General features: G+C 55.1%; 18 protein-coding genes and 1 pseudogene. 15 read left to right on the forward strand and 4 right to left on the reverse strand.

The window, feature by feature from the left end; genetic code table 11:
- Positions 1-1,470, reverse strand: a complete 1,470-nt coding sequence (gene ampG, locus KUE00_RS05345; RefSeq protein WP_246758551.1) for a muropeptide MFS transporter AmpG — start codon at positions 1,468-1,470, stop codon at positions 1-3.
- Positions 1,471-1,511: 41 nt separating this feature from the next.
- Positions 1,512-2,090: a lipoprotein gene (locus KUE00_RS05350; RefSeq protein ID WP_246758552.1), complete on the reverse strand. Its 579-nt coding sequence runs from the start codon at positions 2,088-2,090 to the stop codon at positions 1,512-1,514.
- Positions 2,091-2,385: 295 nt separating this feature from the next.
- On the opposite strand from KUE00_RS05350, the gene bolA reads away from it, so the two are divergent.
- The 4 genes from bolA (at position 2,386) to clpX (KUE00_RS05370) (ending at position 6,638) form a co-directional block, all read left to right on the forward strand.
- A complete protein-coding gene (gene bolA / locus KUE00_RS05355; protein WP_246758553.1) occupies positions 2,386-2,700 on the forward strand; it encodes a transcriptional regulator BolA in 315 nt (104 codons plus the stop codon).
- Positions 2,701-3,021: 321 nt separating this feature from the next.
- Positions 3,022-4,326 carry a trigger factor gene (tig, locus tag KUE00_RS05360; protein WP_246758554.1) on the forward strand — a complete coding sequence of 435 codons (1,305 nt, stop codon included), beginning with the start codon at positions 3,022-3,024 and terminating at the stop codon, positions 4,324-4,326.
- A 323-nt stretch (positions 4,327-4,649) separates the two neighbouring features.
- Complete coding sequence (clpP, locus tag KUE00_RS05365; RefSeq protein WP_246758555.1) at positions 4,650-5,273, forward strand: ATP-dependent Clp endopeptidase proteolytic subunit ClpP; 624 nt, start codon at positions 4,650-4,652, stop codon at positions 5,271-5,273.
- Positions 5,274-5,363: 90 nt separating this feature from the next.
- Positions 5,364-6,638, forward strand: a complete 1,275-nt coding sequence (gene clpX, locus KUE00_RS05370) for an ATP-dependent protease ATP-binding subunit ClpX (protein ID WP_246758556.1) — start codon at positions 5,364-5,366, stop codon at positions 6,636-6,638.
- 70 nt (positions 6,639-6,708) lie between these two features.
- On the opposite strand, the gene KUE00_RS05375 is transcribed toward clpX (KUE00_RS05370), so the two are convergent.
- On the reverse strand, positions 6,709-7,293 hold the full coding sequence (locus KUE00_RS05375) for an ATP-dependent Clp protease proteolytic subunit (RefSeq protein ID WP_246758557.1): 585 nt from the start codon (positions 7,291-7,293) through the stop codon (positions 6,709-6,711).
- Between the two features lie 308 nt (positions 7,294-7,601).
- On the opposite strand from KUE00_RS05375, the gene clpX (KUE00_RS05380) reads away from it, so the two are divergent.
- The 6 genes from clpX (KUE00_RS05380) to KUE00_RS05405 all read left to right on the forward strand — a co-directional run bounded on the left by clpX (KUE00_RS05380) (position 7,602) and on the right by KUE00_RS05405 (position 15,265).
- Positions 7,602-8,876 carry an ATP-dependent protease ATP-binding subunit ClpX gene (gene clpX, locus KUE00_RS05380; RefSeq protein ID WP_246758558.1) on the forward strand — a complete coding sequence of 425 codons (1,275 nt, stop codon included), beginning with the start codon at positions 7,602-7,604 and terminating at the stop codon, positions 8,874-8,876.
- Between the two features lie 188 nt (positions 8,877-9,064).
- The gene (lon, locus tag KUE00_RS05385) at positions 9,065-11,419 is read left to right on the forward strand and encodes an endopeptidase La (protein WP_246758559.1); all 2,355 of its coding nucleotides are present in this window, start codon (positions 9,065-9,067) and stop codon (positions 11,417-11,419) included.
- A gap of 205 nt (positions 11,420-11,624) precedes the next feature.
- Positions 11,625-11,897 (forward strand): nucleoid-associated protein HU-beta, encoded by a 273-nt coding sequence (gene hupB / locus KUE00_RS05390; protein WP_246758560.1) that lies wholly within the window; start codon positions 11,625-11,627, stop codon positions 11,895-11,897.
- 200 nt (positions 11,898-12,097) lie between these two features.
- The gene (ppiD, locus tag KUE00_RS05395; protein ID WP_246758561.1) at positions 12,098-13,969 is read left to right on the forward strand and encodes a peptidylprolyl isomerase; all 1,872 of its coding nucleotides are present in this window, start codon (positions 12,098-12,100) and stop codon (positions 13,967-13,969) included.
- Between the two features lie 139 nt (positions 13,970-14,108).
- Complete coding sequence (locus KUE00_RS05400) at positions 14,109-14,432, forward strand: ComEA family DNA-binding protein (RefSeq protein ID WP_246758563.1); 324 nt, start codon at positions 14,109-14,111, stop codon at positions 14,430-14,432.
- Between the two features lie 431 nt (positions 14,433-14,863).
- Entirely contained in the window at positions 14,864-15,265 is a 402-nt protein-coding gene (locus tag KUE00_RS05405; protein WP_246758565.1) for an acyl-CoA thioesterase, read from the forward strand.
- Positions 15,266-15,420: 155 nt separating this feature from the next.
- On the opposite strand, the gene queC is transcribed toward KUE00_RS05405, so the two are convergent.
- Complete coding sequence (queC, locus tag KUE00_RS05410; RefSeq protein WP_246758566.1) at positions 15,421-16,116, reverse strand: 7-cyano-7-deazaguanine synthase QueC; 696 nt, start codon at positions 16,114-16,116, stop codon at positions 15,421-15,423.
- Between the two features lie 262 nt (positions 16,117-16,378).
- Between queC and KUE00_RS21915 the strand changes: the two are divergent.
- The 5 genes and pseudogenes from KUE00_RS21915 to amtB form a co-directional block, all read left to right on the forward strand.
- Positions 16,379-16,498 (forward strand): annotated as a pseudogene (locus tag KUE00_RS21915) (transcriptional regulator); the annotation flags it as partial.
- Positions 16,499-16,679: 181 nt separating this feature from the next.
- Entirely contained in the window at positions 16,680-18,455 is a 1,776-nt protein-coding gene (locus KUE00_RS05415) for a SmdA family multidrug ABC transporter permease/ATP-binding protein (RefSeq protein ID WP_246758567.1), read from the forward strand.
- The gene (locus tag KUE00_RS05420) at positions 18,442-20,196 is read left to right on the forward strand and encodes a SmdB family multidrug efflux ABC transporter permease/ATP-binding protein (protein ID WP_246758568.1); all 1,755 of its coding nucleotides are present in this window, start codon (positions 18,442-18,444) and stop codon (positions 20,194-20,196) included. The genes KUE00_RS05415 and KUE00_RS05420 overlap by 14 nt, the downstream gene beginning before the upstream one ends.
- Before the next feature lie 275 nt (positions 20,197-20,471).
- On the forward strand, positions 20,472-20,810 hold the full coding sequence (gene glnK / locus KUE00_RS05425; protein ID WP_007886947.1) for a P-II family nitrogen regulator: 339 nt from the start codon (positions 20,472-20,474) through the stop codon (positions 20,808-20,810).
- Positions 20,811-20,844: 34 nt separating this feature from the next.
- Positions 20,845-22,131, forward strand: a complete 1,287-nt coding sequence (amtB, locus tag KUE00_RS05430; protein ID WP_246758569.1) for an ammonium transporter AmtB — start codon at positions 20,845-20,847, stop codon at positions 22,129-22,131.
- Positions 22,132-22,143: the final 12 nt, after the last annotated feature.

Below are 22,143 nucleotides of genomic sequence, written 5' to 3' on the forward strand. Positions count from 1 at the left end.
TCAGGCCGTTTGCCGACCGGCCAGGTAATCCAGTAGCGTACCCAGCACGACGCCTGCCAGCCCAAAGCCTGCCGCGCTGCTGAAGAGCGGGCTGAGCAGAGGGTTACTGTGCAGCAGGCCGGTTGCGCCAAGCGCCAGCAGGATCAGCCCGCCAGCGGCAAGCGCGCAGCCCAGCAGCAGCAGGCGGATCGCCCAGCGATAGGCTTGCGGCCACAGCGTACGCGGCACAAACTCCGCATGCTGCGCCCGATCCAGCGTGCGCTTACAGCCGGCCAGCAAAATCAGGCCGGGCAGCGCGGCGGCGACGGAAAAGGCATAAAACGTCGGCCAGCCCCAGCTTTCCACAAACCAGCCTGCCACCGGCCCGACATAGACGCGGCCAACGGCGGCAAGTGCCGAAAGCAGAGCGAACTGCGTGGCGGAAAACGACTTATTGCATAACGTCATCAGCAGGGCGACAAAGGCCGCCGTGCCCATTCCGCCGCAAAGGTTTTCTGCAAATACGGCAGCAGCCATGCTGTACAGGTGCTTATCGGTGACCGACAGCAGCCAGTAAGCCATATTGGAAAGCGCCTGCAGAATGCCAAACAGCATCAGCGCGCGATAAAGGCTCAGCCGCTGCATCAACACGCCGCCATACAATGCGCCAAGGATCGTCGCAAACAGGCCAAGAGTTTTGTTAACCAGGCCAACGTCTCCGGCGTCAAAACCCACGCCGCGGATTAGAAAAATCGTTGTCAGGCTGGCGGCAAAGGCGTCGCCAAGCTTATAAAGGACGATCAAAGACAGGATCAGCCAGGCATTATTGCGGGTAAAGAAATCGCGTAAAGGCGCGATGACGGCCTCTTCCAGCGTGCGTGGCTGAACCACGGCTTCGTTCGGCTCTTTGGCCAGCAGCGTGGCAATCAGGCCAGGCACCATCATCGCGGCCATCAGCCACCAGATGGCATGCCAGCCGAGAAAGCGGTCGGCCAGCCACAGCGCAAGTCCGCCGGAAACCAGCATCGCCAGTCGATAGCCGAAAACGCTGATGGCGGCGCCGCTACCGCGTTCTTCGGCAGGCAAAATATCCGTTTTCCAGGCGTCGAAGACAATATCCTGCGAGGCGGAGCAGAAAGCGACCAGCACGGCCAGCGATGCCAGCAGCGTCAGGTCACGGCCTGGCTGCATAAAGCCCATCAGTGCAATACCGACAATCAGCAGCAGCTGGGTGATCAGCAGCCAGCCGCGACGACGCCCGAGAAAAGGCGGCGTATAGCGATCCATCAGCGGTGACCACAGAAATTTAAAAACGTAGGCCTGCCCGACAAGGGAAAAAAAGCCGATGGTTTTGATATCGATATTCTCAACGGCCATCCAGGCCTGCAGCGTGCCGGAGGTTAACGCCAGCGGTAAACCGGAAGAGAAACCCAGCAGAAGCAGAAGCGCGGCGTTGCGGCGGGTAAAGATGTGCAGATAGTGACTGGGCATACAAACCTTAAAACGATGCCCGCCGTCAGGCGGGCAGGAGATTAACGGGCGTTCTGCTTGATAAACTCGTGGATGCTGGTGTCCTGAGCCATATCTTCAATCACATCGCCCAGCGTGGAGTTAACCGCGTTGGTAATCTTATCGTTGGTGGCGTTGAAAGCCCCTTCAACGCTGTAGGTCTGGCGGTAGTTTTTCACCTGCTTGCTGCCGTTTTTCGCCGTGGCGATAATTGAAATATCGGCTTTCGTGGTGATGCTGTAGCGCACGTTACCCTGGGTTACGTCGGCATAAAGGTTGTTAACCACGATTTGCAGGTCAACCGCGCCGTTTGGCCCAATCATATAGCCGCGCGCGCCCATTTGTTTCTCCAGCACTTCCTGCAGCAGGAAACGCAGATCGCGTGAAGGCGTAAGCGTAACCAGCTGACCATCGCGGTTAACTTTCGCCAGGGCGCGATCGCTACGCTGATCGGCACCGTTAATGCTGACGGTAATGCCCATCAGGCTCGGATCCTGCTGCGGAAGCTTAATGGCTGGCGAAATATTCAGTGTGTTGCTGCTGGTTGCGCAGCCGGCCAGCATAAAAACGGCCAGCAGGGGGAAAAATAATTTTTTTAGCATGCTTATCTTCTCGATTTTATGGGGTGTAGTGCCGACAAACCGCGGTCATCATATCATTGCCTGAAACAAGAGGAAGCCCTGTCCGCGCGCAAATTCATCCCCTTACATTTTTTTAACCTGCCGCTTTTCACGCGTCGGCCATCTTTTATCGCGTAAGCAGTTGCAGCCGTAAACCAGAGAATGCACAGTAGCGGGCTTTCCGGCCGCTATTTTTCTGTAAAACGAATCGGCAGACGGCGAAATCCGGCTAGTATTTAAAGAGATGGGGCGCATCAGATCGTAGAGGAGTGTTGTTATGATCCGCGAACAAATAGAAGAAAAGTTAAGAACGGCCTTTGCACCCGTGCATCTGGAAGTTCATGACGAAAGTTACCGGCACAACGTTCCGGCAGGAGCAGAAAGCCATTTTAAAGTGGTCATCGTCAGCGACAGCTTTCTTAACCAGCGATTTCTGATGCGGCACCGTGCTATTTATAGCGCGCTGGCAGACGAACTGGCGGGAAGCGTCCACGCGCTGGCGCTGCATACCTATACCGTGAAAGAGTGGGCGGGATTACAGGATACCGTACCGGCCTCGCCCAACTGTCGTGGAGCCGGTACGCTGGCCTGAGAAAAACGCTTAAAATCTGAAGCGGCCTGCGGGCCGCTTTGTTGTTTCTGGACGAAAAAGCCCTGTCCATTGCTTTTTTTACGGCTTTCGGGTGCAAAAAGCGTGAAGCTTAACGAAATGCCAGCGTGCGGCAGCCTCGACTCGCTTTGACGTTGCCGCTATAATGCTGCGTCTGTTTTTCCGAATGTCTTCGGGACGCTTCTGGCAACAGGGAATGCGGTTCTGACATCAGAGGCCGTCCCGGTTCTTAGTCTTCCTTTATATCATTGATGTAAAGCGAGTCTGAAGTTGACCGAGCACGTGATTTATTGAGGTAATAAGATGCAAGTTTCAGTAGAAACAACTCAGGGCCTGGGCCGTCGCGTTACGATTACCGTTGCTAAAGATGTGATCGAAAACGCGGTGAAAAATGAGCTGGTCAGCGTATCTAAAAAAGTACGCATCGACGGCTTCCGCAAAGGGAAAGTGCCGATGACCGTCGTTGCACAGCGTTACGGCGCTTCCGTTCGCCAGGACGTTCTGGGCGATCTGATGCAGCGTAACTTTGTTGATGCGATCATCAAAGAAAAGATCAATCCGGCTGGCGCGCCAAACTACGTGCCGGGCGAATACAAAACCGGCGAAGACTTCACCTACTCTGTCGAGTTCGAAGTTTATCCGGAAGTTGAGCTGAAAGGTCTGGAAGCAATCGAAGTTGAAAAACCGGTTGTCTCCGTGACCGACGAAGACGTTGACACCATGCTGGACACGCTGCGCAAGCAGCAGGCCACCTGGAAAGAGACCGACCGCGCAGCAGAAGCTGAAGACCGCGCTACCATCGACTTCTCCGGCTCTGTTGACGGCGAAGAGTTCGAAGGCGGCAAAGCGTCTGACTTCGTGCTGGCCATGGGCCAGGGTCGTATGATCCCGGGCTTTGAAGACGGTATCGTTGGCCACAAAGCGGGCGAAACCTTCACCATCGACGTGAACTTCCCGGAAGATTACCACGCTGAAAACCTGAAAGGGAAAGCAGCGAAGTTTGAAATCGTGCTGAAGAAAGTTGAAGAGCGCGAGCTGCCGGAATTCACCGAAGAGTTCATCAAGCGTTTCGGCGTGGAAGATGGCTCCGTAGCGGGTCTGCGTACCGAAGTGCGTAAAAACATGGAGCGCGAGCTGAAAGGCGCCGTGCGTAACCGTGTGAAGACTCAGGCTATCGACGGTCTGGTTAACGCTAACGAAATCGACGTGCCGGCTGCGCTGATCGACAGCGAAATCGACGTGCTGAAGCGTCAGGCTGCCCAGCGTTTCGGCGGCAACGAGCAGCAGGCTCTGGAACTGCCTCGTGAGCTGTTCGAAGAGCAGGCTAAGCGCCGCGTGATGGTTGGTCTGCTGCTGGGCGAAGTGATTCGCACCCACGAGCTGAAAGCTGATGAAGATCGCGTGAAGACCCTGATCGAAGAGATGGCGTCCGCTTACGAAGATCCATCAGAAGTCATCGAGTTCTACAGCAAGAACAACGAGCTGATGAACAACATGCGCAACGTGGCTCTGGAAGAGCAGGCGGTGGAAGCCGTGCTGGAAAAAGCAAAAGTCACCGAGAAAGAAACTAATTTCCAGGAACTGATGAACCAGACCCAACCGGCCTGATCGTCTGATATTTCAGGATAAAGTAAAGCCCGTGGCCGTAATGACCGCGGGCTTTTTTTATTTATCCGCCGCCACGAGCCGTAATATGGGCCTTATTCGTTCATTAAACCGGCAAATTATCGACTATGCTACTTTTCCTGGTTAGCAGTTGAGAAAAACGTTGTTATGCTTGAATTAGCGGGGCTGCATCCCCAGATAGAAAAGTTACACGGCTTCAGGGTCGCCGATAGCTTTCGGTGAACGAAGTTGGGGACATAGTGTTCCGGAACGCTCTCAAGTAGAATTGGTAGTGTTGCCAAATGAAATTTATCCAGGAGACGGTAATGTCATACAATGGCGAACGTGAACAAACAGCACCTCACATGGCGCTGGTGCCGATGGTGGTCGAACAAACTTCTCGCGGAGAGCGTTCTTACGATATCTTTTCCCGCCTGCTGAAAGAACGCATTATCTTCCTGACCGGTCAGGTCGAAGATCATATGGCGAATCTGATCGTCGCGCAGATGCTGTTTCTGGAAGCGGAAAACCCGGAAAAAGATATCCACCTTTATATCAACTCTCCTGGTGGCGTGATTACTGCGGGCATGTCTATTTATGACACCATGCAATTTATTAAACCTGACGTCAGCACCATCTGTATGGGCCAGGCCTGCTCGATGGGCTCTTTCCTGCTGACGGCAGGCGCAAAAGGCAAGCGTTACTGCCTGCCACACTCGCGAGTGATGATCCACCAGCCGCTGGGCGGCTTCCAGGGTCAGGCGTCAGACATTGATATCCACGCGCGTGAAATTATCAAAACCAAGCAGATGATGAACGAGCTGATGGCTAAACATACCGGCCAGAGCGTCGAGACCATCGAGCGCGATACCCAGCGCGACCGCTTCCTGTCAGCCAGCGAAGCAGTGGAATATGGCCTGGTAGATTCCATCCTGAACCAGCGCGGCTAATTTCCGCCCTGGTCGGTGAAAAAGAGTGCTGCCGTAATGAGGGCAGGCTGATGGCGCAGGCCGTCGGCGTAAAAATAGAGGGGCAAGTTAATGACAGATAAACGCAAAGACGGTTCAGGAAAGCTGCTGTACTGCTCTTTTTGCGGCAAAAGCCAGCATGAAGTACGCAAGCTGATTGCCGGCCCGTCAGTGTATGTCTGCGACGAGTGTGTCGATCTGTGTAACGACATCATTCGCGAAGAGATCAAAGAAGTTGCGCCTCACCGCGAGCGCAGTTCGCTGCCGACGCCACATGAAATCCGCGAGCATCTGGACGACTACGTCATCGGCCAGGAGCGCGCGAAGAAGGTGTTGGCAGTAGCGGTTTATAACCACTACAAGCGCCTGCGCAACGGCGACAGCAGCAACGGCATCGAGCTGGGCAAAAGTAACATTCTGCTGATTGGCCCGACGGGTAGCGGTAAAACGCTGCTGGCGGAAACGCTGGCGCGCCTGCTGGACGTGCCGTTTACCATGGCCGACGCCACCACGCTGACCGAAGCGGGCTACGTGGGCGAAGACGTGGAAAACATCATCCAGAAGCTGCTGCAGAAATGCGACTACGACGTGCAGAAAGCTCAGCGCGGCATCGTCTATATCGATGAAATCGACAAGATTTCCCGCAAGTCGGATAACCCGTCAATAACGCGTGACGTGTCGGGCGAGGGCGTGCAGCAGGCGCTGCTGAAGCTGATAGAAGGCACGGTGGCCGCAGTACCGCCGCAGGGCGGACGCAAGCATCCTCAGCAGGAGTTTTTGCAGGTGGATACCTCAAAAATCCTGTTTATCTGCGGCGGCGCGTTTGCGGGCCTGGATAAGGTTGTCTCACAGCGCGTGGATACCGGAACGGGCATCGGCTTTGGCGCAACGGTAAAAGGCAAGGCGGAAAAGGCGACGGAAGGCGAGCTGCTGGCGCAGGTCGAGCCGGAAGACCTGATCAAGTTCGGCCTGATCCCGGAATTCATCGGTCGTCTGCCGGTGGTGGCAACACTGACCGAGCTGAGCGAAGAAGCGCTGATCCAGATCCTGCGCGAGCCGAAGAACGCGCTGACCAAGCAGTACCAGGCGCTGTTTAACCTGGAAGGCGTGGAGCTGGAGTTCCGCGAGGAAGCGCTGAAGGCGATAGCGGGCAAAGCGATGTCGCGTAAAACCGGCGCGCGCGGTCTGCGTTCAATCGTGGAAGGTGCGCTGCTGGACACCATGTATGACCTGCCGTCGATGGACGACGTGGAAAAAGTGGTGATCGACGAGTCGGTGATAGCGGGCGAGTCGGAGCCGATGCTGATTTACGGCAAGGGCGATACGCAGCAGGCATCTGGCGAATAATATTAGCCTGTATGCTAAAAAAGAAAGAGAGCCAACAGGCTCTCTTTTTTTTAGCGAAAAACAGCGTGGGTTAACCTTTCAGTTCATCCCAGTGGGTAATCAGGTGGCTGGCGATGCCGTATTCGATCGCCTGCTGTGGCCCCATCCAGTAGTTGCTGTCAGTATCCTGCTCGACTTTTTCCAGCGGTTGACCGGTCGCCTTGCTGATCAGATGGTTAATGCGGTCACGCGCGCGCAGCAGCTCGTTGGCTTCAATTTCAATATCGGAAACCTTGCCTCTGACTCCGCCCAGCGGCTGGTGGATCATAAAACGCGTGTTGGGCAGCGTATAACGATCTTCTTTCTCTGCCGCCAGGAAAATAGTGATGCCGGCGCTGGCTACCCAGCCCGTACCAATAACCTGAACCTTAGGCTTCACGAATTTGATCATGTCATGGATGGTATCGCCTGCTTCAACGTGGCCGCCCTGGCTGTTGATAAACAGCTTGATTGGCTCGTCGCCCATTTCCTGCAGGATCAGCAGCTGTGCGGTCACTTTCTCCGCCAGAGCCTGATCGATTTCGCCAGAAATGATCACAGATCGGGCTTGCAGTAACTTGTTAAGCGCCAGAGAGGATTTCTCTTCCGGGCTTTCTTTCTTTGGCTCCTGAGACATTATTTAGACTCCATCGGATACGATCTGTATAAGTGACAAGAGTTTAGCATAATCCATCCACCAGCTAAATCAACTGTCGCGCATGCGATTTTTTACCATCCAAAACAGCAGGTTAATAAAAGAAGCCGTTTTTAATACGCGTTAAAAAATAGTTTTATGGTGCGTGGACGAAAAAGAAAAATATCAACAGACAGGCACAGAAGGGCGGGCTTTAGCTGACAAAATAGCGCCAAAATGCGCTATATTAAGTGCTGGTCTATTGATTAAGTCAGCCTGTAAGGGCCGTTGATAAGGCATGAGGTTAACTGATGACAGAGAAGCGCAAAGACGGTTCAGGGAAGCTGCTGTACTGCTCTTTTTGCGGCAAAAGCCAGCATGAAGTTCGTAAGCTGATTGCCGGCCCGTCAGTCTATATTTGCGACGAGTGTGTCGATCTGTGTAACGACATCATTCGCGAAGAGATCAAAGAAGTTGCGCCGCATCGCGAGCGCAGTTCGCTGCCGACGCCACATGAAATCCGCGAGCATCTGGACGACTACGTCATCGGCCAGGAGCGCGCGAAGAAGGTGCTGTCGGTGGCGGTTTATAACCACTACAAGCGCCTGCGCAACGGCGACAGCAGCAACGGCATCGAGCTGGGCAAAAGTAACATTCTGCTGATTGGCCCGACGGGTAGCGGTAAAACGCTGCTGGCGGAAACGCTGGCGCGCCTGCTGGACGTGCCGTTTACCATGGCCGACGCCACCACGCTGACCGAAGCGGGCTACGTGGGCGAAGACGTGGAAAACATCATCCAGAAGCTGTTGCAGAAATGCGACTACGACGTGCAGAAAGCCCAGCGCGGCATCGTCTATATCGATGAAATCGACAAGATTTCCCGCAAGTCGGATAACCCGTCAATAACGCGTGACGTGTCGGGCGAGGGCGTGCAGCAGGCGCTGCTGAAGCTGATAGAAGGCACGGTGGCCGCAGTACCGCCGCAGGGCGGACGCAAGCATCCTCAGCAGGAGTTTTTGCAGGTGGATACTTCAAAAATCCTGTTTATCTGCGGCGGCGCGTTTGCGGGCCTGGATAAGGTTGTCTCACAGCGCGTGGATACCGGAACGGGCATCGGCTTTGGCGCAACGGTAAAAGGCAAGGCGGAAAAGGCGACGGAAGGCGAGCTGCTGGCGCAGGTCGAGCCGGAAGACCTGATCAAGTTCGGCCTGATCCCGGAATTCATCGGCCGTCTGCCGGTGGTGGCAACGCTGACCGAGCTGAGCGCCGAAGCGCTGATCCAGATCCTGCGCGAGCCGAAGAACGCGCTGATCAAGCAGTACCAGGCGCTGTTTAACCTGGAAGGCGTGGAGCTGGAGTTCCGCGAGGAAGCGCTGAAGGCGATAGCGGACAAGGCGATGTCGCGTAAAACCGGCGCGCGCGGTCTGCGTTCAATCGTGGAAGGCGCGCTGCTGGACACCATGTATGACCTGCCGTCGATGGACGACGTGGAAAAAGTGGTGATCGACGAGTCAGTGATAGCGGGCGAATCGGAGCCGATGCTGATTTACGGCAAGGGCGATACGCAGCAGGCGTCTGGTGAATAAATAACCACATCATTCCAAGCGGTTATCTCAAAAAAGGGAGAAATATTCTCCCTTTCACTTTTCTCTCGCACATAACGTTGAATGTCTTACATTCATCCCCATATACTCAACTACCTGTGGGTAAAACTGCATGCCTGACCATTGCGGTTCCCCTCACCCTGGCGGAAATTAAACTAAGAGAGAGCTCTATGAATCCTGAGCGTTCTGAACGCATTGAAATCCCTGTGTTGCCGTTGCGTGACGTAGTGGTTTATCCGCACATGGTAATTCCGTTGTTTGTAGGCCGTGAAAAATCAATTCGCTGCCTTGAAGCCGCCATGGATCATGACAAAAAGATCATGCTGGTCGCGCAGAAAGAGGCTTCAACGGATGAACCTGGCATTAACGATCTCTTCTCTGTAGGGACCGTAGCGTCAATTTTACAGATGCTGAAACTGCCTGACGGCACGGTAAAAGTGCTGGTTGAAGGTCTGCAGCGCGCGCATATCACCACGCTTGCCGATAACGGCGATCATTTTACCGCTCAGGCGGAATACCTGGCTTCGCCTGAGATTGACGAACGCGAGCAGGAAGTACTGGTCCGTACGGCGATCAATCAGTTTGAAGGCTATATCAAACTGAACAAAAAAATCCCGCCGGAAGTGCTGACCTCGCTGAACAGTATTGAAGACGCGGCGCGCCTTGCGGATACCGTGGCGGCCCACATGCCGCTGAAGCTGGCCGACAAGCAGTCCGTGCTGGAGATGTCCGACGTCAACGAGCGTCTGGAATATCTGATGGCGATGATGGAGTCGGAAATCGATCTGCTGCAGGTTGAAAAACGCATCCGCAACCGCGTTAAAAAGCAGATGGAAAAAAGCCAGCGCGAATACTATCTGAACGAACAGATGAAGGCGATTCAGAAAGAGCTGGGCGAAATGGACGATGCGCCTGACGAAAACGAAGCGCTGAAACGCAAAATCGACGCGGCGAAAATGCCGAAAGAAGCGCGTGAAAAAACCGAAGCCGAGCTGCAAAAGCTGAAGATGATGTCGCCAATGTCTGCGGAAGCCACCGTGGTACGCGGCTATATCGACTGGATGGTGCAGGTGCCATGGAACGCGCGCAGCAAAGTGAAAAAAGACCTGGTTAAAGCGCAGGAAACGCTGGATACCGATCACTTTGGCCTGGAGCGGGTAAAAGACCGTATCCTGGAATATTTGGCCGTACAGAGCCGCGTCAGCAAAATCAAAGGGCCGATCCTGTGCCTGGTTGGGCCGCCAGGAGTGGGTAAAACCTCCCTGGGTCAGTCCATCGCGAAGGCGACCGGACGCAAATATGTGCGTATGGCGCTGGGTGGCGTACGTGATGAAGCGGAAATCCGTGGTCATCGCCGTACCTATATCGGTTCTATGCCGGGCAAGCTTATCCAGAAAATGGCCAAAGTTGGCGTGAAAAACCCGCTGTTCCTGCTGGATGAAATCGACAAAATGTCCTCGGATATGCGTGGCGATCCGGCTTCGGCGCTGCTGGAAGTGTTAGATCCCGAGCAGAACATCGCGTTCAACGACCATTATCTGGAGGTTGACTACGATCTGTCCGACGTGATGTTTGTCGCAACCTCTAACTCCATGAACATTCCGGCTCCGTTGCTGGACCGTATGGAAGTGATCAGGTTGTCGGGCTATACCGAAGATGAAAAGCTCAATATTGCCAAACAGCACCTGCTGTCCAAGCAGATTGAACGCAACGCGCTGAAAGCCAGCGAGTTGACGGTAGACGATAGTGCGATTGTCAGCATCATCCGTTACTACACGCGTGAAGCGGGCGTGCGTAGCCTTGAGCGTGAGCTGTCCAAGCTGTGCCGTAAAGCAGTGAAAACGCTGCTGATGGACAAGAGCGTTAGCCATATTGAAATTAACGCGGACAACCTGAAAGATTTCCTGGGCGTACAGCGTTATGACTATGGTCGCGCCGACAGCGAAAACCGCGTGGGTCAGGTAACGGGTCTGGCATGGACCGAAGTCGGCGGCGATCTGCTGACCATCGAAACCGCCTGCGTACCGGGTAAAGGTAAGCTGACCTATACCGGATCGCTGGGCGAAGTGATGCAGGAGTCTATCCAGGCCGCGCTGACCGTGGTACGCGCTCGCGCAGAGAAGCTGGGTATCAACGGCGACTTCTACGAGAAGCGTGACATCCACGTACACGTACCGGAAGGCGCGACGCCGAAAGATGGTCCAAGCGCCGGTATCGCTATGTGTACCGCACTGGTTTCCTGTCTGACCGGTAACCCGGTGCGCGCCGATGTGGCAATGACGGGTGAAATCACGCTGCGCGGTCAGGTTCTGCCAATTGGCGGCCTGAAAGAGAAGCTGCTGGCTGCTCATCGCGGCGGTATCAAAACCGTGCTGATCCCGGACGAAAACAAGCGCGATCTGGAAGAAATCCCGGATAATGTGATTGCCGATCTGGATATCCACCCGGTTAAGCGCATTGAAGAAGTCCTGACGCTGGCACTGCAAAACGCGCCTTACGGCATGCAGGTTGCTACCGCTAAATAGTGATGTAAGACAAAAACACCCTAAATCCAGAGCTGGCAAACGAATTCGGACTTGCCAGCTTTTTTTTGTGCCGTTAATTTAGGGGGCTGTTAAGCCGGTGAAGGTTTGTACCAACCGTGCCTTTACGACTCAGCAAATGAAAACTGATACGCATTCGTTACGGAAAACACCGTCGGCGAAGCGAATAAAAATAGGGGATGATTGAGTGAATAAGTCACAGTTGATCGACAATATTGCTGCCAGTGCGGATATTTCTAAAGCGGCGGCAGGACGTGTATTAGATGCCTTCATTGAAGCGGTAACGGATTCACTGAAAGCAGGCGATGAAGTTGCGCTGGTAGGATTCGGTACTTTTTCCGTACGTGACCGCGCGGAGCGTACCGGACGCAATCCTCAGACCGGCAAAGAAATCACCATTCCAGCCGGTAAAGTACCGGGCTTCCGCGCCGGTAAAGCGCTGAAAGACGCGGTTAATTAACGGCATTTAGCGCAAATACTTCGGTGGAATGAGGATTGTCCTGACGTTCTCATGTACCATACGGGGCACATCAGCACAATGATGTGCCTTTTTTGTTTTAACGGTCGCGAGCCTGATACGCAGCGGCGTAGCGCGTCCCCGGGAAACGGGTCGCCAGCGCAAGGGTTTACATTCATTACACAGCGGAGTGTTGTCACACCATGATGGACAATTTACGCGCGGCGTCGAACCATGTCGTGCTCAAAATTATACTGGGTCTGATCATCCTGTCTTTTGTGTTGACCGGGGTGGGCAACTACCTGATCGGCGGCAACGGGGATTATGCAGCCAAAGTTAACGGACAAGAAATCAGCCGTGCACAGCTGGAAAGAGCGTTTGGCAATGAACGTTCGCGCCAGCAGGATATGTTAGGCGACCAGTTCTCTCAGCTGGCAAGCAATCCAGCCTATTTGCAGCAGATTCGTCAGCAGGCGCTTTCGCAGCTGATCGATGAGGCGCTGCTGGATCAATATGCAAAAAATCTGCATCTGGCCATCAGCGACGCGCAAATCAAGCAGGCTATCTTCAGCCAGCCGGCTTTCCAGACCAACGGCAAGTTTGATAATGCTAAATATCTGGCAATTATCAACCAGATGGGCATTACGGCCGACCAGTATGCTCAGGCACTGCGCAAGCAGATGACCACGCAGCAGCTGATCGCTTCCGTCACCGGCACCGACTTTATGCTGCCAGGCGAAACCGATTCGCTGGCCGCGCTGGTGTCTCAGGAGCGTCTGGTGCGTGAAGCGACTATCGACGTAGCGGCGCTGGCAGCGAAGCAGACCGTCAGCGACGAAGAAGTCAAAAACTACTACGAGCAGAACAAAAACAGCTTTATGGCACCAGAGCAGTTCCGCGTCAGCTACATCAAGCTGGATGCGGCTTCGCTGCAAAAAGACCCCAGCGAGAGCGACATCCAGAGCTGGTACGCCAGCCATCAGCAGGACTATACCCAGCCGCAACGCAGCCGTTTCAGCATCATTCAGACCAAAACCGAAGCGGATGCCAAAGCGGTGCTGGATGCTTTAAATAAGGGCGGTGATTTTGCCGCGCTGGCAAAAGAAAAGTCCATTGACCCTATCTCAGCCCGCAAAGGCGGCGATATGGGCTGGCTGGAGCCGGATACCACGCCGGACGAGCTGAAAGGCGCGGGCCTGACGCAGAAGGGCCAGCTGTCGGGCGTAATCAAATCTTCCGTTGGCTTTATCGTTGCCCGTCTGGACGATGTGCAGCCGCAGCAGATTAAACCGCTTGCCGCTGTTCACGATGAAATTGCCGCTAAGGTGAAGCATGAAACCGCTGTCGATGCTTACTATAAGCTGCAGCAAAAAGTCAGCGATGCCGCCAGCAACGATAACGAATCGCTGGCAAGTGCGGAAGAAGTGGCAGGCGTCAAAGCGGTGGAAACAGGCTGGTTCAGCCACGATGCACCGCCAGCCGAGCTGAACTTCCAGCCGGTTGAGCAGGCCATCTTTAACGGCGGCCTGCTGGGTGAAAATGGCGCGCCGGGCAGTAACTCCGACATCATTACCGTAGACGGCGACCGTGCTTTTGTTCTGCGCATCACCGCGCATAAACCTGAAGCGGTTAAGCCTCTGAATGAAGTCAACGCGGAGATCGTGGCGACGCTGAAAAACCAGAAGGCGCAGGCTCAGGCGAAGGCGCAGGCAGAAAAACTGCTGGCCGAGCTGAAAGCGGGCAAAGGCGATGAAGCGATGAAAGCCGCTGGCCTTAGCTTTGGCGCGCAGCAAACGCTGACCCGTGCGGGCCAGGACCAGCTGACCCAGACGGCGTTTACGCTGGCGCTGCCGGAAAAAGATAAGCCGGTGTATGGCGTGAGCGAAGACGGCAAAGGTAATGTTGTGGTACTGGCGCTGGATCAGGTTCGCCGCGGCACCATGCCGGACGCGCAGAAGAAGGCAATGGTTCAGGGCATTACGCAAAACAACGCGCAAATCGCCTTTGAAGCCTTGCTGAGCAATCTGCGTAAGGAAGCCAAAATCAAGTACGGCGCAGCGGCGCAGGCGCAATAAGCCTCGCAAAAATTCTGCAACTCGTTGCAAACTCAAAGGCCGCTTATGCGGCCTTTTCCATTTCTGTGATCTGCCGTTTGTCGTGACTGAAAGCCGGGCGTAGGCTGAGCCTGCTGTCAAACACATGGAGGAGAACAGCATGCAAAACAAACTACTGGCTTTAGGTTTTACCCTGTTACTGGGGGGCGCTTCGCCGCTTTATGCCGATCCGGCTGTCGATAACGTCAGCGCGCCGCAGGCGAGCACGCAAAAAGCTGCCGCGTCGCAAGAACAGGTGAGCATTAACCATGCGACGGCCGAAGAGCTTAGCGCCGTTATGAACGGCGTTGGAATAAAAAAAGCGCAGGCCATTATCAGCTACCGTGAGCAATATGGCCCTTTTACCCAAATAGAGCAGCTGAAAGAGGTACCGGGGATAGGCAACGCGCTGGTAGAGCGCAATCTTCCACGGCTGAAGCTGTAATGCGTGGCCAACGCGCTATACCCGGTTGCGGAAGCCGTAACGTACCGTAGTTAAAGCGCTATGCCATACAGCTGAAGCTTTAATGTGTCATGGCCAAAGCGCTGTACCCGGTTGCGGAGGCCGTAACGTACCGTAGTTGAAGCGCTATGCCATACAGGTGAAGCTTTAATGTGACATGGCCAAAGCGCTGTACCCGGTTGCGGAGGCCGTAACGTACCGTAGCTGAAGCGCTATAAAGCTTTAGTGTGTCGTGGCCAAAGCGCTATACCTGATTACGCAAGCCGTACGCATGCAGTAAAACTGTCACGCTGCATGGCGGAAACTGTGATGAAGTTCGCGGGCTCCTTTTCCGGCAGTTTGCGTAGCGTGACGGGCTGCTATTCTGTAAGAGGTCATACCAGTGGGTGTGGCCTTTTTTTCAGAGGCAGGCTATGGAAACAACAATTAAAGTTCGCGGTTATCACCTGGATGTCTATCAGCACGTCAATAACGCCCGCTACCTGGAATTTCTTGAGGAAGCACGCTGGGCCTGGCTGGAAAGAATGGAGGCTTTTCACTGGATGAATAACAACCGGCTGGCCTTTGTGGTGGTTAATATCAATATTAACTATCGCCGACCGGCCGTACTGGGCGATCTGCTGGCCATCAACAGCCAGCTGTTACAACTGGGCGGGAAAAGTGGGGTAATAGGCCAGACGGTCACGCTACAGCCGACTGGCGAAGCCATTGCTGACGCTACGCTGACCTTTGTCTGCATCGATCTGCGCACGCAAAAAGCGCAGCCGATGACGGGAGAGCTGGAGCAGAAGATGCGGCAGATGCTGGTGGAATAAGCCCACGGTGACTGATGCCGCTGCTGTCGTCCGTGGTGCGATAAGCCACGGTGACTGATGCCGCTGCTGTCGACCGTGGCGCAATAAGCCACGGTGACTGATGCCGCTGCTGTCGTCCGTGGTGCAATAAGCCGACGGTGACGGGAGCTACCCGGTTAGCACAGGCCGGTTTTGCGCTGCATCTCCTGCATAACGGCCGTGCTGTCAGACTGATAGTCCCGCAGGCCGTTAGCACGCAGATGACAGGCGGCGCAGTCGCCGCAGCCATCGCCTTTAATGCCGTTGTAGCAGGTCAGGGTCTCGCTGCGTACCAGCGCCAGCTGCTGCCAGTAGTCCGCCAGCGCCCAGGTTTCAGCTTTGTTCAGCCACATCAGCGGCGTTTCAAAACGCACAGGTCGCGCCATGCCCAGCTCGACGGCATGGTTTAACGCTTTGACAAACTCGTCGCGACAGTCGGGATAGCCAGAAAAATCGGTTTCACAAACGCCGGTAATCACCGCTTCGGCTTCTACCTGATAAGCGTAAACAGAAGCCAGCGTCAGAAAAAGAATATTACGGCCGGGCACAAAGGTGCTGGGCAGGCCGCTGGCATCAGGATCGTAGGCCGGAACGGGAATGCTGTCGCGGGTCAGGCTGCTGACGGCCAGCTCGTTCAGTAGCGTTACGTCCAGCACCTTGTGCGCTCGTGCGCCGAGAGACTGCGACAGCACCCGAGCCGTGTCGATTTCCGCGCGGTGGCGCTGGCCATAGTCAAACGTCAGGCAATGGACCTCGTCATACTGGTGTAATGCCTGGATCAGGCAGGTGGTAGAATCCTGGCCGCCGCTGAAAACCACTACTGCACGTTTCATATGTTTACCTCATTAATCTGTTGTGCGATATGGTACTGCCTGCCCGGCCAGAAAGGTAGTCTTGCCGGGTGCCACCGTTTCGTCCTGCGGCAGCATAAGACCAGTGCGTTTATTTTCGCCGTTTTAAGGTATAAGGCATTCAGAGGAAAAAATTTAGTTTATTCACTGTAAAGTAGTAACTTAATAGAAATTTCTGCTACAAAATTCTGCCACAACAGATAAAAAGTATGTTGAACGCCTGCGTTTAAGGTAACGGGGCTGTATGCTATTGATACAAACGCCAGCGGTAAGCGGGTATTTTACAACCACGCCTTGCTGGAAAGGCTTGAAAAGGCTGGAAGAGGAAAGCTATATTCGCGCCCGTGTCGTTTTACCACAGGGCTGGCTGACAGCATTATTGCCCGGTTGCGCTGCAAAGATAAAAACACCGAGCTCTTCTGTCAGCATCTGGCCAGCCTGGCACCGGCCTGAACAAGATAGCCGCTTTTATTGCGGAAGAGATAAATAGACTGGCGCTCCTGTTCAGGTAAAGCGCCTGCCCAAACTTAACCAGGACGTTTATTGTGCGACTTTTTAGCCAATTGAGCTGGTACTTTTTACGCGAGTGGCGACGCTACCTTGGGGCCGTTTTTCTGCTGATCGTCATTGCCATCCTGCAGCTTCTGCCGCCGAAAATAGTCGGGACCGTCGTTGATGGCATCTCCCATCAGCAAATGAGCGGGCCACGCCTGATGATGTGGATTGGCGTAATGCTGCTGACGGCCGTGGTGGTCTACCTGCTGCGCTATGTCTGGCGCGTGCTGCTGTTCGGGGCTTCTTATCAGCTGGCCGTCGAGCTTCGCCAGGATTTTTACCGCCAGCTTAGCCGCCAGCATCCTGAATTTTATCTGCGGCATCGTACCGGGGATCTTATCGCCCGCGCCACCAATGACGTGGACCGCGTCGTTTTTGCTGCCGGAGAGGGCGTACTGACGCTGGTTGATTCACTGGTGATGGGGCTGGCGGTACTGATAGTGATGAGCACCCAGATTAGCTGGCAGCTGACGCTGCTGGCGCTGCTGCCGATGCCGGTTATGGCTATCGTCATCAAACGTTATGGTGACCAGCTGCATCACCGGTTTAAGGATGCTCAGGCCGCGTTTTCCTCCCTTAACGACCGTACGCAGGAGAGCCTGACCAGTATCCGCATGATCAAGGCGTTTGGCCTGGAAAACCATCAGTCCGCTCAGTTTGCTGATATCGCCCGCGATACCGGACAAAAAAACCTGCGCGTGGCCCGCATCGATGCCCGTTTCGATCCCACTATCTATATTGCCATTGGCTTATCGAACCTGCTGGCGATTGGCGGCGGCAGCTGGCTGGTCTGGCACGGCAACATGACGCTGGGCCAGCTGACCAGCTTTGTTATGTACCTGGGGCTGATGATCTGGCCCATGCTGGCTCTTGCCTGGATGTTTAATATCGTCGAGCGCGGCAGTGCGGCCTGGAGCCGTATCCGCGCGCTGCTGTCTGAAGCACCTGCCGTTGAGGATGGCAGCAAAACGCTGCCGGAAGAGCGCGGGCAGCTGCAAATCGCCATTCGTGAGTTCTGCTATCCCGGTGCGCAACAGCCTTCGCTACGGCACGTTAACGTTAATCTTAAGCCCGGCCAGATGCTGGGACTGTGCGGCCCAACGGGATCCGGGAAAAGCACGTTGCTGAGCCTCATCCAGCGCCACTTTGATATTGCGCAGGGCGATATTCGCTATCACGGTATTCCCCTTACGCAGCTGCGGCTGGACAGCTGGCGCAGCCGGATGGCCGTGGTCAGTCAGACGCCGTTTTTGTTTTCCGATACCGTAGCGAACAATATTGCGCTCGGGCGTCCTGCGGCCCAGCAAAGCGATATTGAAAAAGCGGCAAGGCTGGCCAATGTCCATGAAGATATACTGCGGCTGCCGCAGGGCTACGAGACGGAAGTGGGCGAGCGCGGCGTGATGCTTTCCGGCGGCCAGAAGCAGCGTATTTCGATAGCCAGGGCTTTGTTACTGAACGCCGAGATTTTGATTCTGGACGATGCGCTTTCAGCGGTTGATGGGCGTACGGAGCACCAGATTTTGCATAATTTAAGGAAATGGGGCGCGGGCAGAACCGTGATTATCAGTGCCCATCGCCTCTCTGCGCTAACGGAAGCCAGCGAGATCCTGGTGATGCAACAGGGGACGGTGGCGCAGCGCGGCCAGCACGGCGCGCTGCTGGAACAGCAAGGCTGGTATCAGGATATGTATCGTTACCAGCAGCTGGAAGCCGCACTGGACGAGGATGATATTGAGAAAGGGGTACCGCATGGCGAATCTTAATCAGCTCTGGCCGACGCTCAGGCGTCTGCTGAGCTATGGCTCGCCGTGGCGTAAGTCGCTTGGTCTGGCGGTACTGCTGCTGTGGATAGCCGCCGCGGCTGAAGTGCTCGGGCCGGTACTGGTCAGCTATTTTATTGACAATATGGTGGCTAAACACCATATGCCGTTCGGCCTGGTCGCTGGCCTGGCGGTAAGTTTCATTCTGCTGCAGGCGCTGGCTGCTGCGCTGCACTACTGGCAGGCGTTGCTATTTAACGAAGCTGCCGTTGGCGTCGTGCAGCGCTTGCGTACGGACGTAATGGACGCCGCGCTGCGCCAGCCGCTTGGCGCTTTTGATACCCAGCCGGTTGGGCAAATTATCTCACGGGTGACCAACGATACCGAGGTGGTCCGCGATCTTTACGTTACCGTTGTGGCAACGGTACTGCGCAGCGCGGCGCTGATTGGCGCAATGCTGGTGGCAATGTTTAGCCTGGACTGGCGTATGGCTCTGGTTGCCATCACTATTTTTCCGGCCGTCATAGCCGTAATGCTGATCTACCAACGCTACAGCACGCCGATTGTACGGCGCGTGCGCAGCTATCTGGCCGATATCAATAACGGCTTTAACGAAGTCATCAACGGCATGAGCGTTATCCAACAGTTTCGCCAGCAGGCGCGCTTCGGCGAACGGATGAACGAGGCCAGCCGCTCGCACTATCTGGCCAGAATGGAAACGCTGCGGCTGGATGGCTTCCTCCTGCGACCGCTCCTCAGCCTTTTTTCCGCGCTGATCCTTTGTGGGTTAATGATGCTGTTTGGCTTTTCCGCTAACGGCACGTTCGAAGTAGGCGTGCTGTACGCTTTTATCAGCTATCTTGGCAGGCTGAACGAGCCTCTGATTGAGCTCACTACGCAGCAATCAATGTTGCAGCAGGCGGTCGTCGCTGGCGAACGTATTTTCGAACTGATGGATGCGCCTCGCCAGCGCTACGGACAGGATATCCGGCCGCTGGCATCCGGGCGTATTACCATCGATAACCTGAGCTTCGCCTACCGGGGCGATCGTAACGTGCTTACCGATATTACTCTGGAAGTGCCTTCGCGTAGCTTCGTCGCGCTGGTCGGGCACACCGGCAGCGGCAAAAGCACGCTGGCTAATCTGCTGATGGGCTACTATCCGGTGAGTAAGGGAGAGATCAGGCTGGACGACAGGCCGCTGGCTTCGCTTAGCCACAGCGTGCTGCGTCAGGGCGTAGCGATGGTACAGCAGGATCCTGTGGTGCTGGCAGATACGTTTTTTGCGAACGTCGCGCTGGGGCGGGAGATTAGCGAAGAAGCCGTCTGGCAGGCGCTGGAGACGGTACAGCTGGCGGGGCTGGCGCGCTCGCTGTCAGCAGGGATTTATACCCGCCTTGGGGAACAGGGGAACAACCTTTCCGTTGGGCAAAAGCAGCTGTTGGCGATGGCTCGCGTCCTGGTGGCTTCGCCGCAGATCCTGATCCTTGATGAAGCGACGGCCAACATAGATTCCGGCACCGAACAGGCCATTCAGAAAGCGCTACAGGCGGTGCGTAAACAGACCACGCTGGTGGTCATTGCGCATCGGCTTTCAACGATTACCGAAGCTGACACCATTCTGGTGCTGCATCGTGGGCAGGCAGCGGAGCAAGGTAACCATCAGCAGCTGCTTGAGAAGAAGGGACGCTACTGGCAGATGTATCAGCTACAGCTGGTGGGTGAGGAGCTCGAGGAAGCGTAATGCCAGCGCTGGCCGCTTCGCTGCACTAAAAGCAGGCGGCCATCAGAAAAGAAACGGCGTTTTGCACAATGCTGACGCGCGACGCACCTTTATGGTGCGTTTTTTTTATGCGCTATGCTCAATGGGTCAAGCCGCGCGGTTTATTACAGCCGTGCGTACGCGCCGCCCGTTCATTTTACGGCCTGTCACGCCGCTTTTATATTTATGGCACAGCCTTTGCTTTAATCACTTCGTGTAGGGTGGAACAACCGTTTTCTTTGCCTGGAGGGGATCGTATGAAGCTGGTTACCGTGGTAATCAAACCGTTTAAATTAGAAGATGTGCGAGAAGCACTCTCTTCTATTGGCATTCAGGGATTGACCGTAACTGAAGTTAAAGGGTTTGGTCGCCAGAAAGGCCATGCCGAGCTTTACCGCGGCGCTGAGTACAGCGTGAACTTCCTGCCAAAAGTCAAAATCGATATCGCCATCGCCGACGATCAGCTGGATGAAGTAGTTGATGTCATTAGCAAAGCTGCCTACACCGGCAAAATTGGCGACGGTAAAATTTTTGTCGCTGAACTGCAGCGGGTTATCCGGATTCGCACGGGCGAAACGGACGAAGCCGCACTGTAATCTCCAGGCTACGAATTGTGATGGGATGGAATAAATGAAAAAAATGACTAAGTTTGGCCTTGCCAGCTTCTGCCTGTTACCTTCGCTTGCGATGGCGGCGACCCCGGCCGTGGCGGATAAAGCGGATAACGCCTTTATGATGATTTGCACCGCTCTGGTGCTGTTTATGACGCTACCCGGCATCGCGCTTTTTTACGGCGGATTAATCCGTGCTAAAAACGTTCTCTCTATGCTGACCCAGGTTTCGGTGACTTTTGCGATGGTTTGCGTCCTCTGGATGCTATACGGCTACTCGCTGGCATTCAGTGCAGGTAACGCCTTTTTTGGCGATTTCAGCATGGCGATGTTAAAAAATATTCAGCTAACCGCGCTGGTCGGCACGTTTTATCAATATATCCACGTTTCTTTCCAGGCTTCTTTTGCCTGTATCACCGTGGGGCTTATCGTCGGCGCGCTTGCTGAACGTATTCGCTTCTCGGCGGTACTGATTTTTGTGGCAATCTGGGTCACTTTTTCTTACCTGCCGATTGCCCACATGGTCTGGTCTGGCGGTCTGCTGGCGCAGGATGGCGCGCTGGACTTCGCGGGCGGAACGGTTGTGCACATCAACGCGGCCGTTGCCGGTCTGGTGGGCGCTTACATGATCGGCAAGCGTGCCGGTTTCGGCAAAGAAGCTTTTAAACCACATAACCTGCCTATGGTCTTTACCGGTACGGCAATCCTGTATGTGGGCTGGTTTGGCTTTAACGCTGGTTCAGCAAGCGCAGCAAACGAAATTGCGGCGCTGGCCTTTTTAAATACCGTTATGGCGACGGCTGGTGCGATGCTCAGCTGGACCTTCGGCGAGTGGGCGCTGCGCGGCAAGCCTTCGCTGCTGGGCGTTTGCTCCGGCGCTATTGCAGGTCTGGTTGCTATCACTCCGGCCTGCGGCTACGTTGGCGTAGGCGGCGCGCTGGTAATTGGTCTTATTGGCGGCCTGGCAGGATTGTGGGGCGTGACGGTACTGAAAAAATGGCTGCGCGTTGATGACCCTTGTGATGTATTCGGCGTGCACGGCGTCTGCGGTATTGTTGGCTGTATTCTTACCGGTATCTTTGCTTCCTCTTCGCTGGGCGGCGTCGGCTACGCTTCTGGCGTCACCATGGGGCATCAGGTTTGGGTACAGCTTTACAGCGTAGGCATCACCATTGTCTGGACTGGCGTCGTTGCTTTTGTCGGCTTTAAAGTAGCAGATATGACGGTAGGACTGCGCGTTCCGGAAGATCACGAGCGCGAGGGACTGGACGTTAACAGCCACGGCGAGAACGCCTATAACCAGTAACAGGCAAACGGC

It is taken from the genome of Erwinia phyllosphaerae (genome assembly GCF_019132875.1).
GTDB lineage: Bacteria > Pseudomonadota > Gammaproteobacteria > Enterobacterales > Enterobacteriaceae > Erwinia > Erwinia phyllosphaerae.

Coding starts and splice junctions, on each gene's coding strand:
- ampG (WP_246758551.1), bottom strand. CDS start 1,470: ATGCCCAGTCACTATCTGCACATCTTTACCCGCCGCAACGCCGCGCTT.
- KUE00_RS05350 (WP_246758552.1), bottom strand. CDS start 2,090: ATGCTAAAAAAATTATTTTTCCCCCTGCTGGCCGTTTTTATGCTGGCC.
- bolA (WP_246758553.1), top strand. CDS start 2,386: ATGATCCGCGAACAAATAGAAGAAAAGTTAAGAACGGCCTTTGCACCC.
- tig (WP_246758554.1), top strand. CDS start 3,022: ATGCAAGTTTCAGTAGAAACAACTCAGGGCCTGGGCCGTCGCGTTACG.
- clpP (WP_246758555.1), top strand. CDS start 4,650: ATGTCATACAATGGCGAACGTGAACAAACAGCACCTCACATGGCGCTG.
- clpX (WP_246758556.1), top strand. CDS start 5,364: ATGACAGATAAACGCAAAGACGGTTCAGGAAAGCTGCTGTACTGCTCT.
- KUE00_RS05375 (WP_246758557.1), bottom strand. CDS start 7,293: ATGTCTCAGGAGCCAAAGAAAGAAAGCCCGGAAGAGAAATCCTCTCTG.
- clpX (WP_246758558.1), top strand. CDS start 7,602: ATGACAGAGAAGCGCAAAGACGGTTCAGGGAAGCTGCTGTACTGCTCT.
- lon (WP_246758559.1), top strand. CDS start 9,065: ATGAATCCTGAGCGTTCTGAACGCATTGAAATCCCTGTGTTGCCGTTG.
- ppiD (WP_246758561.1), top strand. CDS start 12,098: ATGATGGACAATTTACGCGCGGCGTCGAACCATGTCGTGCTCAAAATT.
- KUE00_RS05400 (WP_246758563.1), top strand. CDS start 14,109: ATGCAAAACAAACTACTGGCTTTAGGTTTTACCCTGTTACTGGGGGGC.
- KUE00_RS05405 (WP_246758565.1), top strand. CDS start 14,864: ATGGAAACAACAATTAAAGTTCGCGGTTATCACCTGGATGTCTATCAG.
- queC (WP_246758566.1), bottom strand. CDS start 16,116: ATGAAACGTGCAGTAGTGGTTTTCAGCGGCGGCCAGGATTCTACCACC.
- KUE00_RS05420 (WP_246758568.1), top strand. CDS start 18,442: ATGGCGAATCTTAATCAGCTCTGGCCGACGCTCAGGCGTCTGCTGAGC.
- glnK (WP_007886947.1), top strand. CDS start 20,472: ATGAAGCTGGTTACCGTGGTAATCAAACCGTTTAAATTAGAAGATGTG.
- amtB (WP_246758569.1), top strand. CDS start 20,845: ATGAAAAAAATGACTAAGTTTGGCCTTGCCAGCTTCTGCCTGTTACCT.